12 protein-coding genes are annotated in these 14,262 nt (G+C 50.0%); 9 read left to right on the top strand and 3 right to left on the bottom strand.

The features are described from left to right. Positions 1 to 190: 190 nt before the first annotated feature. Positions 191 to 1,669 carry a muropeptide MFS transporter AmpG gene (gene ampG / locus M2403_RS04735; RefSeq protein WP_152327872.1) on the bottom strand — a complete coding sequence of 493 codons (1,479 nt, stop codon included), beginning with the start codon at positions 1,667 to 1,669 and terminating at the stop codon, positions 191 to 193. Positions 1,670 to 1,815: 146 nt separating this feature from the next. Beyond that, on the bottom strand, positions 1,816 to 2,394 hold the full coding sequence (locus M2403_RS04730; RefSeq protein ID WP_013576643.1) for a lipoprotein: 579 nt from the start codon (positions 2,392 to 2,394) through the stop codon (positions 1,816 to 1,818). Between the two features lie 331 nt (positions 2,395 to 2,725). Here M2403_RS04730 and bolA point away from each other — a divergent pair, with 331 nt between their 5' ends. The 9 genes from bolA to M2403_RS04685 all read left to right on the top strand — a co-directional run bounded on the left by bolA (position 2,726) and on the right by M2403_RS04685 (position 13,439). Beyond that, entirely contained in the window at positions 2,726 to 3,040 is a 315-nt protein-coding gene (gene bolA, locus M2403_RS04725) for a transcriptional regulator BolA (RefSeq protein ID WP_152327873.1), read from the top strand. 447 nt (positions 3,041 to 3,487) lie between these two features. Continuing rightward, positions 3,488 to 4,792: a trigger factor gene (tig, locus tag M2403_RS04720; protein WP_217152431.1), complete on the top strand. Its 1,305-nt coding sequence runs from the start codon at positions 3,488 to 3,490 to the stop codon at positions 4,790 to 4,792. A gap of 417 nt (positions 4,793 to 5,209) precedes the next feature. Further along, positions 5,210 to 5,833 carry an ATP-dependent Clp endopeptidase proteolytic subunit ClpP gene (gene clpP, locus M2403_RS04715; RefSeq protein WP_152327874.1) on the top strand — a complete coding sequence of 208 codons (624 nt, stop codon included), beginning with the start codon at positions 5,210 to 5,212 and terminating at the stop codon, positions 5,831 to 5,833. A 205-nt stretch (positions 5,834 to 6,038) separates the two neighbouring features. Then, positions 6,039 to 7,313 carry an ATP-dependent protease ATP-binding subunit ClpX gene (clpX, locus tag M2403_RS04710; protein ID WP_112287508.1) on the top strand — a complete coding sequence of 425 codons (1,275 nt, stop codon included), beginning with the start codon at positions 6,039 to 6,041 and terminating at the stop codon, positions 7,311 to 7,313. A gap of 191 nt (positions 7,314 to 7,504) precedes the next feature. Further along, complete coding sequence (lon, locus tag M2403_RS04705; RefSeq protein WP_152327875.1) at positions 7,505 to 9,859, top strand: endopeptidase La; 2,355 nt, start codon at positions 7,505 to 7,507, stop codon at positions 9,857 to 9,859. A gap of 216 nt (positions 9,860 to 10,075) precedes the next feature. After that, entirely contained in the window at positions 10,076 to 10,351 is a 276-nt protein-coding gene (gene hupB / locus M2403_RS04700; RefSeq protein ID WP_013576637.1) for a nucleoid-associated protein HU-beta, read from the top strand. Positions 10,352 to 10,516: 165 nt separating this feature from the next. Next, positions 10,517 to 12,397 carry a peptidylprolyl isomerase gene (gene ppiD, locus M2403_RS04695; protein WP_208949889.1) on the top strand — a complete coding sequence of 627 codons (1,881 nt, stop codon included), beginning with the start codon at positions 10,517 to 10,519 and terminating at the stop codon, positions 12,395 to 12,397. A gap of 138 nt (positions 12,398 to 12,535) precedes the next feature. Continuing rightward, entirely contained in the window at positions 12,536 to 12,919 is a 384-nt protein-coding gene (locus tag M2403_RS04690) for a helix-hairpin-helix domain-containing protein (protein ID WP_152327877.1), read from the top strand. A 118-nt stretch (positions 12,920 to 13,037) separates the two neighbouring features. Continuing rightward, entirely contained in the window at positions 13,038 to 13,439 is a 402-nt protein-coding gene (locus M2403_RS04685) for a YbgC/FadM family acyl-CoA thioesterase (RefSeq protein WP_112287511.1), read from the top strand. Positions 13,440 to 13,511: 72 nt separating this feature from the next. Here the strand turns inward: M2403_RS04685 and queC are convergent, their stop codons facing one another. After that, a complete protein-coding gene (queC, locus tag M2403_RS04680) occupies positions 13,512 to 14,210 on the bottom strand; it encodes a 7-cyano-7-deazaguanine synthase QueC (protein WP_165059300.1) in 699 nt (232 codons plus the stop codon). Positions 14,211 to 14,262: the final 52 nt, after the last annotated feature.

Below are 14,262 nucleotides of genomic sequence, written 5' to 3'. Positions count from 1 at the left end.
TAATCCCGGCAATAGGTTTAATTAATGTTAAATTAATGTAGAAACCAAGTGAAATAAAACACACAAAAAGAACCGGAGAAAAATTATCCCAACAAATATAATTTTTCCTGAATTTAATTTATTGGGTGATATTTATAGATCATTTGTTAAATGAAACGCGCCATTCATTTTGATAATGAATGGCGGTAAATCAGGAACGTGCAGTCCTGCGCAGTGAGAGAAAATCGAGCAAACTGCCTAAAATAATACCGATAAGACAAACGAAAACGCCCGCCTCCAGCAAAAATCCGGTAAACCCGTGCCACGACGCCCAGCCTAAACTGTTCACAATCAGCGTCACCAGCCACACCACCAGCAGCAAACTCCCGCCCAGCATGCAGCGTAACGCCCAGCTGTAAGGTTTGGCGAAGTGAATGCGCGGCAGGAAAGTGTCCGTTTTTTGAGTGTATTCGAGCGTCTGGCGGCAAACCGCTAATAACAGCAACCCCGGAACACCGGCAACAATCGAGAAAAGATAGAACCACGGCCAGCCGTAAGCCTCCACGAACCAGCCGGCAATCGGACCCACATAGACACGGCCCACCGCAGAAAGTGCAGAGAGCAGGGCGAACTGGGTTGCGGAGAACGAACGGTTGCAAAGCGTCATCAGCAGGGCCACAAACGCCGCTGTTCCCATCCCGCCGCACAGGTTTTCGAAGAAAATTGCCGCGCCCATGGTATATAGATCTTTATCGGTAATGGCGAGAAGCCAGTAACCCGCATTTGAAACTGCCTGTAAAATACCAAACAGCATCAGCGCGCGGAACAGGCTCAGACGCTGCATCAGCATCCCGCCAAAAAGCGCGCCAATAATCGTGGCCATCAGACCGAGCGTTTTGTTCACCAGCCCGACTTCCCCTGCGTCAAACCCGACACCACGGATTAAGAATGTCGTGCTCAGGCTGCCCGCAAACGCGTCGCCCATTTTGTACATCACGATGAGAAGTAAAATCAGCCAGGCGTTATTGCGGCCAAAGAAGTCTTTCAGAGGTGCCACAACGGCCATTTCAATCGTGCGCGGTGCAGGCTGAGAATTTTGCGGTTCCGGCGATATCAGTGTGGCGAAAACGCCCATCAGCATCAGCACCGCCATCAGCCAGTACATGTGCTGCCAGCCGAGATATCGGTCTGCAAGCCATAACGCCAGCCCGCCGGAAACCAGCATTGCCAGACGATAGCCCAGCACGGAAACTGCGGCACCGTTTCCGCGTTCTTCAGGTGGCAGTAAATCCGTTTTATACGCATCGAATACGATGTCTTGCGAAGCCGATGCGAAAGCAATCAGCACTGCCAGCGCAGCCAGCCAGAACAAATCTTTACCGGGATCCATAAAGCCCATGGCGAAAATCGCCGCGACCAGCAGCAATTGCGTCAGGATCAGCCAGCCGCGGCGGCGTCCGAGAAATGACGGGGTATAGCGGTCCATCATCGGCGACCACAGGAATTTGAACACGTAAGCCTGGCCGACCAGCGAGAAAATCCCAATAGTTTTCAGATCGACATTTTCGACGGTCATCCACGCCTGCAATGTGCCGGACGTGAGCGCCAGCGGTAAACCGGAAGCAAAGCCCAGAAGCAGTAAAATGACGGTATTGCGTTGCGTGAAAATCTTAAAGTACTGACTGATCATGAAAATGTGTTCCTGCGAACCGGTGAGAGAGTGACGCAGGGGCATAATAAAGGAAGCGGGGAGAATAAAGGAAGGAATGCTTGTTCTGAAAAGCATTCTGCCCGGACTGGCCGGGCAGAATAGGTCACACAGATTTCAGCCGGAGCTTATCGGGCGTTAGCCTTGATGAAGTCGCTGATGCTGGTGTCGGAGGCCATGTCGCTGATGACATCACCCAGCGTGGTGTTAACCGCGTTGGTGATTTTGGCGTTGGTGGCGGAAAGCGCACCCTGAACGTTGTACGTTGAGCGGTAATTTTTCACCTGCTTGCTGCCATTTTTCGCTGTAGCGATGATAGAAATATCTGCTTTGGTGGTGATGTTGTAGCGCAGGTTACCTTCCTGAACATCCGCATACAGATTATTGACGACAATCTGGAGATCAACTGCGCCGTCAGCACCGACCATGTAACCGCGTGCGGTCATTTGTTTTTCCAGAGATTCCTGCAACAGGAAACGCAGATCGCGTGAAGGCGTGAGGGAAATCAGCTGGCCGTCACGGTTAACTTTGGCCAGAGCCTGATCCTGGCGCTGGTCAGCACCGTTGATGCTGATCGTGATGCCCTGAAGTGTTGGGTCTTGTGAAGGCAGAACAATTTTCGGGGACACATCCAGCGTGTTAGTGCTGGTTGCGCATCCGGCCAGCATGAACAGTGCCAGCACAGGGAAAATGATTTTTTTTAACATGTGTGTTTTCTCAATATTAATAAAGGAGTAATGCTCAAAAATTTGCCGACATCATAACATCGCCATTTGCGGGTGGAAGTCCCGTCAATCTGTAAAAACGGATATTTAGCGTTTTTTTTCAGCAAGTATGCAGTATCACCGACTCCGGCGTAGCGAAGCCGCGATTTCTTTGACAGACTGAGCGCCATTTTTATCAATCAACTGCATAAATTTTTTAATGTGATTAACGTAGAGCTGTAAAGCAGCCTATTATTTAAATGTAGAGAGTTTTAAGTAGATAGGTGTACCAGACAGGCGCGGTTCTCTGCAGATGCGGTGTGAGGAGATTGCTATGATTCGTGAGCAAATAGAAGCAAAATTAGCTGAGGCATTCGACCCTGCGTTCCTGGAAGTGACTGACGAAAGCTATCGTCATAATGTACCGGCAGGCTCAGAAAGCCATTTCAAAGTCGTGATGGTGTCCGATAAATTCGTCGGCGAACGCTTTTTAGCACGTCATCGTGCCATTTACGGGCGTTTAACCGAAGAACTGGCGGGCAGCGTGCACGCACTGGCTCTCCATACTTACACGCAAAAAGAGTGGGAAGGCTTACAGGACACCGTTCCCGCATCACCGCCTTGCCGCGGTGCGGGAACAATGGCCTGATAGTGAGGATCTGATTCACAAAAGGCACAAATATCAGCATTTGATACGGTAAAACTGGAACTTTCCTTATCAGATGCGGTATTAGTAGAGGCGAATTTCAAGAAACGGCCCGCGGGCCGTTTTTGTTTTTCCTCTGACAGGCAGACGACAAGGTGGTTTACGCCTTTGCATCGACCGCATTTTTCGAAGGATCGAGTCCCGTGTGAGTTTCCCTCCCGCGCGTAGAGATACCGTCCTCGACTCAGTGCGCATGCGTCGCTATAATGTCGCGTCTAATTTTTCCGGAATGGTTTCGGACGCTCTCGAATACAGGGCTACGTTCTGATAACAGAACTGTCCCGGTTCTTAGAAGTCGTTTTCAAGGTAAGTTCGCGCGATTGTGCTTCTCATCTTGAGAACGACTTCTGGAGTTGACCGAGCACTGTGATTTTTTTTTGAGGTAACAAGATGCAAGTTTCTGTTGAAACCACTCAAGGCCTTGGGCGCCGCGTAACGATTACTGTTCCTGCTGAAAGCATTGAAAAAGCAGTGAGCAGTGAACTGATCAACGTCTCTAAAAAAGTACGTATTGACGGCTTCCGTAAAGGCAAAGTACCAAGCCACATCATCGAACAGCGTTATGGCGCGTCAGTACGTCAGGACGTACTGGGTGATCTGATGCAACGCAACTTCGTTGATGCGATCATCAAAGAAAAAATCAATCCAGCTGGCGCACCTAACTATATCCCGGGTGAGTACAAGCAGGGTGAAGACTTCAATTTCTCCGTAGAATTTGAAGTGTACCCGGAAGTTGAGCTGAAAGATCTGGAAAACATCGAAGTTGAAAAACCTGTTGTTGAAGTTAACGATGCTGATGTTGATACCATGCTGGAAACTCTGCGCAAGCAACAAGCTGACTGGAAAGAAACTGACGCTGCAGCCACTGCTGAAGACCGCGTTACCGTTGATTTCTCCGGTTCTATCGACGGTGAAGAATTCGAAGGCGGCAAAGCCTCTGATTTCGTACTGGCTATGGGCCAGGGCCGCATGATCCCAGGCTTCGAAGACGGTCTGGTGGGTCACAAAGCCGGTGAAGAATTCACCATCGACGTAAACTTCCCTGAAGATTACCACGCAGAAAACCTGAAAGGTAAAGCGGCTAAATTCGCGATTACCCTGAAGAAAGTTGAAGAACGTGAACTGCCAGAACTGACGCCAGAATTCATCAAACGTTTCGGCGTGGCTGATGGTTCTGTTGAAGGTCTGCGTGCAGAAGTGCGTAAAAACATGGAACGCGAACTGAAAGGTGCTGTTCGTAACCGCATCAAAACTCAGGCAATCGACGGTCTGGTCAGCGCTAACGAGATCGACGTGCCTGCTGCACTGATCGACGGCGAAGTAGACGTTCTGCGTCGTCAGGCTGCACAACGTTTCGGCGGCAACGAAAAACAAGCGCTGGAACTGCCACGTGAGTTGTTCGAAGAGCAAGCTAAACGTCGCGTTGTTGTCGGTCTGCTGTTGGGCGAAGTGATCAGCCAGCACGAACTGAAAGCTGACGAAGATCGCGTTAAAGCGTTGATCGAAGAAATGGCTTCTGCGTATGAAGATCCACAGGAAGTGGTTGAGTTCTACAGCAAAAATAAAGAGCTGATGAACAACATGCGTAACGTCGCGCTGGAAGAACAAGCGGTCGAAACTCTGTTGTCTAAAGCGAAAGTGACTGAAAAAGCCACCACCTTTACTGAGCTGATGAACCAGACTCAACCTGCATAATCTGATTGCATGTTGCTGAGCCTGTTTACAGGTTCGACACTGAAGCCCGCAGTTTTTACTGCGGGCTTTTTATTTCCTGAAAATGAGATATTTTTGTTTTTGGCTGTTGTTTTTGCACTATATTTATCAATATAAGGCACAGCTCACGTAGACCTGTTCATTCCATTTCACCAATATGGCCTTTCATCCACCCGGTCGGGGTGAAAGAGAAAAGAAATTTTCCGTCAGGCTTGAAAAAAGGGCGTAAATCCCCCAATTAATAATGACGAACCCAGGTAAATTTGCAGTTAAAATCTGACTGATAACGACCGTCAGACGTGTAAATGGCGACTTGGCCGCTTGAGCATAGTCATGTGTGCCTATCTCAAGTAGAATCGGTTTTAAATAGCGCCAAACAGAATCTATTAGGAGACGGTTATGTCATACAGTGGTGAAAGAGAGCAATTTGCACCAAACATGGCGTTGGTACCCATGGTGGTTGAGCAAACTTCACGGGGCGAGCGTTCATACGACATCTTCTCCCGTCTGCTTAAGGAACGAATCATCTTCCTGACGGGGCAGGTTGAAGACCATATGGCTAACCTGATTGTTGCCCAGATGCTGTTCCTGGAAGCAGAAAGCCCGGAAAAAGACATTTACCTTTATATCAACTCACCGGGTGGCGTGATCACTGCGGGGATGTCGATTTACGACACCATGCAATTTATCAAGCCGGACGTCAGCACCATTTGTATGGGCCAGGCGTGTTCAATGGGGGCGTTCCTGTTAACTGCCGGTGCTGAAGGCAAGCGTTTCTGCCTGCCAAACTCCCGTGTGATGATTCACCAGCCGTTGGGTGGTTTCCAGGGGCAGGCCACAGATATCGAAATCCACGCGAAAGAAATTCTGAAAGTGAAATCCCGCATGAATGAGCTGATGGCGAAACATACGGGCAAAACTCTTGAAGAAATAGAGCGTGACACTGAACGAGATCGTTTCCTGTCTGCGAACGAGGCTGTAGAGTACGGGTTAGTCGATTCCGTATTTACCCATCGCGCCTGACGGCTTAGTTCTGCCGGGCTGATGGTCTATAGTTATACTCATACGGATGTCTCAGGGGCAGCGTTTGCCAATTAAACAAACGTTGCTCACTTTGAGTGATAACGGGAACGAACAGACATCAGCCAATCATGCGGCTGTTGTGTAATAGGGTCGTGCCGTGGTGTTTGTTACGCTGCGGGACTGATATTAAAGAAGAGGTTTACTGATGACAGATAAGCGCAAAGACGGTTCAGGAAAGCTGCTGTACTGCTCTTTTTGCGGCAAAAGCCAGCATGAAGTTCGTAAGCTGATTGCCGGGCCGTCAGTGTATATCTGCGATGAGTGTGTCGACTTATGTAACGACATTATTCGCGAAGAGATCAAAGAAGTCGCGCCACATCGTGAACGCAGCGCATTACCGACACCGCATGAAATTCGTCAGCATCTTGACGATTATGTTATCGGTCAGGAGCCTGCGAAGAAAGTGCTGGCAGTGGCAGTTTACAACCACTACAAGCGCCTGCGTAATGGCGATACCAGCAACGGTATCGAATTAGGCAAGAGCAACATTTTGCTGATCGGGCCGACAGGTAGCGGTAAAACGCTTCTGGCTGAAACCCTGGCGCGTTTCCTGGATGTGCCATTCACGATGGCCGATGCCACCACGTTGACCGAAGCCGGTTATGTGGGTGAAGACGTCGAAAACATCATTCAGAAACTACTGCAGAAATGTGATTACGACGTTCAGAAAGCGCAACGCGGTATTGTTTATATTGATGAAATCGACAAGATTTCCCGCAAGTCTGACAACCCATCGATCACACGTGACGTGTCCGGTGAAGGTGTTCAGCAGGCGCTTTTGAAACTGATTGAAGGGACTGTCGCTGCCGTACCTCCGCAAGGCGGACGCAAACACCCTCAGCAGGAATTCCTGCAAGTTGATACTTCTAAAATCCTGTTTATCTGTGGTGGCGCGTTTGCCGGCCTGGATAAAGTGATTGGTCAGCGTATCAATACCAACACCGGTATCGGTTTTGGTGCAGAAGTGAAAGGCAAAGAGCAGAAGGCAACAGAAGGTCAGTTGCTGGCGCAGGCTGAACCAGAAGATTTGATCAAATTTGGTCTGATCCCTGAGTTCATTGGTCGTCTGCCTGTCGTTGCAACACTGAGCGAACTGAATGAAGAAGCTCTGATTCAAATTCTGAAAGAGCCGAAAAATGCCCTGACTAAGCAATATCAGGCATTGTTCAATCTGGAAGGCGTTGAACTGGAATTCCGCGATGAAGCGCTGGTCGCGATTGCGAAAAAAGCCATGGTCCGTAAAACCGGTGCCCGTGGTCTGCGTTCAATCGTTGAAGCCGCATTGCTGGATACGATGTATGATCTGCCATCTCTTGAAGATGTCGAGAAAGTGGTTATTGATGAATCCGTGATTGCGGGCCAGTCAGAACCTCTGATGATTTATGGCAAACCAGAAGCACAACAAGCATCTGGCGAATAATTAGCCAATCTATCCAGAGAGTTAGCCACGAAATGGGGGATTTTGTCCCCCATTTTTTTTTCGCACATTCTTATCGTTGAATGTCGGACATTCATCCCCATATACTCAGTTAACGACTTGCTGAAACCCGTCTGACTCGTGTTTCACGAGATTTCCTTAACCTGGCGGAAGCTAAACTAAGAGAGAGCTCTATGAACCCTGAGCGTTCTGAACGCATAGAAATCCCCGTATTGCCTCTGCGCGATGTGGTGGTTTATCCGCACATGGTGATCCCGTTGTTTGTTGGCAGGGAAAAATCGATTCGGTGCCTCGAAGCCGCGATGGATCACGACAAAAAAATCATGCTGGTGGCGCAGAAAGAAGCGTCAACCGATGAGCCGGGCGTTAACGATCTCTTCTCCGTGGGTACGGTAGCCTCAATATTACAAATGCTGAAGCTCCCGGACGGCACTGTAAAAGTGCTGGTGGAAGGGTTACAACGCGCGCGTATTACGACGCTTTCTGACAGTGGCGAGCATTTTGCTGCCCAGGCGGAATACCTTGAATCTCCGGCCGTGGACGAACGCGAGCAGGAAGTTCTGGTTCGCACAGCGATTAATCAGTTTGAAGGTTATATCAAACTGAACAAAAAGATCCCGCCGGAAGTGCTGACTTCGCTTAACAGCATTGAAGATGCCGCACGTCTGGCTGACACCATCGCTGCACATATGCCGCTGAAACTCGCTGACAAACAATCCGTGCTGGAAATGTTTGATATCACCGAGCGTCTGGAATATCTGATGGCGATGATGGAATCGGAAATCGACCTGTTGCAGGTTGAGAAACGCATTCGTAATCGTGTCAAAAAACAGATGGAGAAAAGCCAGCGCGAGTACTATCTGAATGAGCAAATGAAAGCGATTCAGAAAGAACTTGGCGAAATGGATGACACGCCTGATGAGCATGAGGCGCTGAAACGCAAAATCGAAGCGGCTAAAATGCCGAAAGAAGCGCGTGAAAAAACCGAAGCTGAGCTGCAAAAGCTGAAAATGATGTCACCAATGTCCGCCGAAGCCACAGTTGTTCGTGGTTATATCGACTGGATGCTTCAGGTGCCATGGAACGCCCGCAGCAAAGTGAAAAAAGACCTGCGCAAAGCCCAGGAAGTTCTGGATACCGATCACTTTGGCCTCGAACGTGTCAAAGACCGTATCCTTGAGTATCTTGCCGTGCAGACGCGCGTCAGCAAAATCAAAGGACCAATCCTGTGTCTGGTTGGGCCTCCGGGTGTGGGTAAAACCTCACTGGGTCAGTCCATCGCGCGTGCGACGGGGCGTCAGTATGTGCGTATGGCGCTGGGTGGTGTACGTGATGAAGCGGAAATCCGCGGTCACCGTCGTACCTACATCGGTTCTATGCCGGGCAAACTGATTCAGAAAATGGCGAAAGTTGGGGTGAAAAACCCGCTGTTCCTGCTGGATGAAATCGACAAGATGTCATCTGACATGCGCGGTGACCCGGCTTCAGCGTTGCTGGAAGTGTTGGATCCTGAACAGAACGTGGCGTTCAACGATCACTATCTGGAAGTCGATTACGATCTGTCAGACGTGATGTTTGTGGCGACCTCGAACTCGATGAACATACCGGCACCTTTGCTGGATCGTATGGAAGTGATCCGTCTTTCCGGTTATACCGAAGACGAAAAACTGAACATCGCCAAACAGCACCTGTTGCCAAAACAGCTTGAACGTAATGCGCTCAAGAAGAATGAACTGACTGTTGATGACAGCGCGATTATCGGCATTATCCGTTTCTATACCCGTGAAGCGGGTGTACGTAGTTTAGAACGTGAGTTGTCTAAACTTTGCCGAAAAGCGGTTAAACAATTGCTGATGGATAAAGACCTCAAGCACATTGAAATCAACGGCGACAACCTGAAAGATTTCCTCGGCGTGCAGAAGGTCGATTACGGCCGTGCTGACACCGAAAACCGTGTGGGCCAGGTCACCGGTCTGGCGTGGACCGAAGTGGGCGGCGAATTGCTAACCATCGAAACGGCCTGCGTTCCGGGCAAAGGAAAGCTGACTTACACCGGTTCTCTGGGCGAAGTTATGCAGGAATCTATTCAGGCTGCGCTGACTGTTGTACGTTCGCGTGCGGACAAACTGGGTATCAACCCTGACTTCTACGAAAAACGTGATATTCACGTTCACGTACCAGAAGGGGCAACGCCGAAAGATGGCCCGAGTGCCGGTATCGCAATGTGTACCGCGCTGGTGTCTTGCCTGACAGGTAACCCGGTTCGTGCGGATGTGGCGATGACCGGTGAAATCACTCTGCGTGGTTTGGTTCTGCCAATCGGCGGTTTGAAAGAAAAACTGCTGGCAGCGCATCGTGGTGGCATCAAAGTGGTTCTGATCCCAGATGACAACAAACGCGATCTGGAAGAAATTCCGGCGAACGTGCTGGCAGATCTTGAGATCCACCCGGTTAAACGCATTGATGATGTTCTGAACATCGCACTGCAAAATCCGGCTTATGGCGCATTACCGGTTGCAGCAAAATAGTGACCGCGACAGACACAGTTGAATAAAACTCAGGCTGGCAGGTGAAATCTCACTTGCCAGCTTTTTTTTGTGCCGTTAAGTTAGTCAACTGTCAGAAGGTTTCAGGCTGCTTTCAGTCGCTTGCATAGCCCTGACAAGATTGATATAACAGCAGCGCGGTCACGTCCGTAGGGAAAATGCGCCGTGATGATCGAATTTTAAGAGGGGATGAAAAGAGTGAATAAGTCACAATTGATCGACAAAATTGCTGCCGGTGCTGATATTTCTAAAGCCGCAGCGGGACGTGTTTTAGATGCTGTTCTTGCATCTGTCACTGACACCCTGAAAGCTGGGGATGAAGTCGCTCTGGTTGGTTTCGGTACTTTCTCAGTGCGTGAACGTTCAGCACGTACCGGCCGTAACCCACAGACCGGTAAAGAAATCAGTATTGCAGCGGCTAAAGTACCTGGCTTCCGTGCAGGTAAAGCGCTGAAAGATGCCGTTAACGGTTAATTACCTGCTGACTGACGTCGAAACTGTGTGAGGGGCATTACCGATGCTTTTTCATTCAGGTCTGGTTGTTAAACAATAACCTGACGTCATCGGGCTGGTAAGGTAAGATATAAGGCGCATCGAAAACGGTGCGCTTTTTTTATTACAGCGGAGTGTTGCCTCACTATGATGGACAATTTACGCGCGGCTTCCAATAACGTCGTGCTCAAAATCATTCTGGCCCTGATTATTCTGTCCTTTATTTTGACAGGGGTGGGCAACTACCTGGTCGGCGGTTCAGGCGACTATGCAGCGAAAGTGAATGGTCAGGAAATCGGGCGTGCTCAGTTAGAGCAGGCGGTGCAGAATCAGCGGAGCCGTCTGCAGCAGCAGCTCGGTGATCAATTCTCTGCGCTGGCAGGCAGCGAAGGTTATATGCAGCAGTTGCGTCAGGAATCCCTGAGCAATCTGATTGACGTCACTTTGCTGGATCAGTATTCCAAAAAATTAGGCATTGCCGTCAGCGATCAGCAGATCAAAGACGCGATTTTTGCGACCCCACAATTCCAGACTGATGGCCGTTTCGATAACGCTAAATATCTGCAAAGCATCCAGAGCATGGGTTACACCGCGGATAACTTTGCACAGCTGATGAAACGTCAGCTGATCAGCCAGCAGCTCGAACAAGCCTTCGGTCAGTCCGATTTTGTTCTGCCAGCAGAAAGCAAATCGCTGGGTGAACTGATCCTGCAAAGCCGCGATGTACAGACGGCCACGCTGGACACAAACGCTCTGGCGGCCAAGCAGCAGGTCACTGACGCAGAGTTACAGGCTTTCTACGACCAGAACAAAAACAAGTTTATTTCCCCTGAGCAAGTCAAGATCAGCTACATCGAAATGGATGCTGCGGCGATGCAGGGCAAAACTGACGTGACTGACGCGGATATCAGCGCTTACTACGATCAGCACAAAAACGAATTCGGTCAGCCGGAACGTCGTCGTTACAGCGTTATCGTCCTGAAAACTCAGGCTGATGCCGACGCTGTGGCAGCAGAGCTGGCGAAAGGCACTGATTTCGCAGAGCTGGCGAAAACTAAATCGACCGATGCACTGAGTGCAAAACAAGGCGGTGATCTGGGCTGGATGGAACCTGAAACAACTCTGCCAGAATTTAAAAACGCGAATCTGACCACGAAAGGTCAGGTGTCTGGCGTCATTAAATCTGACAGCGGTTTCTTCATCTTGCGCCTTGAAGATGTGACGCCTGAGAAGGTGAAACCTCTCGCTGAAGTCCGTAACACGATTACCGACAAGCTGAAGCAGGAAAAATCACTGGATGCTTACTACGCGCTGCAACAAAAAGTCAGCGAAGCCGCGACCAATGATAACGAGTCTTTAGCTTCTGCTGAGCAGGTTGCAGGAACCAAAGCGGTTCATACTGACTGGTTCACTCAGAATCAAATCCCTGCAGGTATTAATTTTAAACCTGTTGTGCAGGCGATTTTTGAAGGCGGTCTGATTGGTCAGGACGGTTCACCGGGCAGCAACTCAGACATCATCACCGTAGACGGCGATCGCGCCTTCGTGGTACGTGTCGATGCGCATAAAGCTGAAGGGGTGAAACCGTTCGCTGACGTGAAAGATCAGGTGACGGCGATGCTTAAACATCAAAAAGCACAGGATCAGGCGCGTGTTGATGGTGAGAAACTGCTGACCGCTCTGAAAGACGGTAAAGGCGATGACGCGATGAAAGCCGCAGGTCTGAGCTTTGGCGCAGTACAGAAAGTACAGCGCAGCCAGCAGCCTTCTGCGTTCGAAGAAAACGTCTACGCGTTACCGCACCCGCAAAAAGACCAGCCGGTTTATGGCCTGTCTCAGGATGACAAAGGTAACAGCGTTCTGGTCAAGCTGACCGGCGTGACACCTGGCGTTGTGCCTGAAGCCGATGTGGCACGTTTCACGCAGGAGATGCAACAGACCTCCTCGAACGTGACCTTTGATGCGCTGCTGACAAATCTTCGTCAGGAAGCAAAAATCAAATACGGTTCAGCCGCACAAAACCAGTAAACGCCGCAAAGTTATGCAACGCGTTGCAACAAACAAAGGCCGCTTTCGCGGCCTTTTCCATATTTGAAAGTTGCCCATTGTTCGCTGTTTCGCCCTGATGCACTCTCTCCGTGCTGTCAAACACATGGAGGATACAGCATGAAAAAATTAGGCATTACTTCACTTTCGTTGGCTCTGGCTTTGGGGCTTTCTACTTTACCGGTGATGTTGCAGGCGGCACCGAATGCCGCCAGTAGCGTGGCAACCACGACGGCTGCGCCCGTGACAGCAGCGGGCAAAGTCTCAGGCCCGCAGGTGAAAAAGGAACAGGTGGCGGTGACAGATGAAAGTACCGTCAACATCAATACCGCAACAGCGGAAGAGTTTGCCAAAGTGATGAATGGCGTAGGGATGAAAAAGGCGCAGGCCATTATCAGCTACCGTGAAGAACTCGGGCAATTCACCGACATCGAACAGCTGCGAGAAGTACCGGGGATCGGTGCTGCACTGTTCGAACGTAACAAGGACCGTCTGAAACTGTGACGGATGTCGCGGCGGCAATTCCTGAACGGTTGCCGCCGTTTTCTTCTGCTAATCTCTAAAGACATCTGACCAGTTTGGTTGTATGCCTCAGGCGATTATCAGGAGTTTTTTAACCACTATGCATACGTTTATTAAAGTTCGCGGTTTTCACATCGATGTTTACCAGCACGTTAACAACGCGCGTTATCTTGAATTTCTGGAGACGGCACGCTGGGAATGGCTGGATAATCAGTCCGGCTTCCAGTGGATGAGCGAAAACAAAATCGCTTTCATCGTGGTCAATATCAACATCAATTATCGCAAACCGGCCGTACTCGGCGATGTGCTGCGCATTGACAGCAGTATGCAGCAGTTAAACGGTCGAAGCGGTGTGCTGGAACAGGTGGTAACTTGTGAAGGCGAAGTGGTGGCAGATGCCACGCTGACGTTTGTGTGTATCGATCTGCGGACACAAAAAGCGTTACCGCTGGAAGGTGAGCTGCTGGAAAGATTACGTGAGCTGGAACTGGAGAACGACTGATTCGCGGCTGCACAGTGAAAACAAAAACGGGCAGCTTCAGGCCGCCCGTCATAAAACTTTGCCGTCTGACCGTTAACGCAGACCGGTTTTCTTCTTAAGGCTGGCGGTAACGCCATTTTTATCCAACTGATATTGTTGCAGGCCGTTGGCGCGCAGATGACAGGCTGCACATTCGCCGCAGCCATCTCCGGCAATGCCGTTATAGCAGGTCAGCGTTTTGTGGCGGACCAGATCCAGTTGCTGGTAATAATCCGCCAGCGCCCAGGTTTCCGCTTTGTTCAGCCACATCAGCGGCGTCTCGAAACGAATATCACGCGCAAGACCCAGAGAGACAGCCGTATTCAGCGCCTTCACGAACTCGTCACGGCAATCCGGATAGCCGGAGAAGTCAGTTTCACACACGCCGGTAATCACGGCTTCTGCCTGAATTTGATAGGCATAAATTGCTGCCAGTGTCAGGAACAAAATATTACGGCCGGGAACAAAAGTGCTCGGCAGGCCGCCGTCATTTTCATCGCCAAAGTTAGGTACAGGGATGTTATCGCGCGTCAGGCTGCTGACCGCCAGTTCATTGAGCAAATTCACATCCAGCACTTTGTGTGCGCGGGCACCTAATTCTACGGACAGCTTTTGTGCAATCTCAATTTCAGCACGATGGCGCTGGCCGTAATCAAACGTGACGCAGTGAACTTCGTCATATTGCTTCAATGCCTGAATCAGACAAGTTGTTGAGTCTTGTCCGCCGCTGAAAACCACCACTGCTCTTTTCATTCTGTTTACCTGTATTACGAAACCGACTGCGTCCGGCGCAGTAAAATTGGGT

The sequence above is a fragment of the Rahnella sp. BIGb0603 genome, from assembly GCF_024808755.1.
Taxonomy (GTDB): domain Bacteria; phylum Pseudomonadota; class Gammaproteobacteria; order Enterobacterales; family Enterobacteriaceae; genus Rahnella; species Rahnella contaminans.
This window is presented reverse-complemented; position numbering and strand designations above follow the sequence as displayed.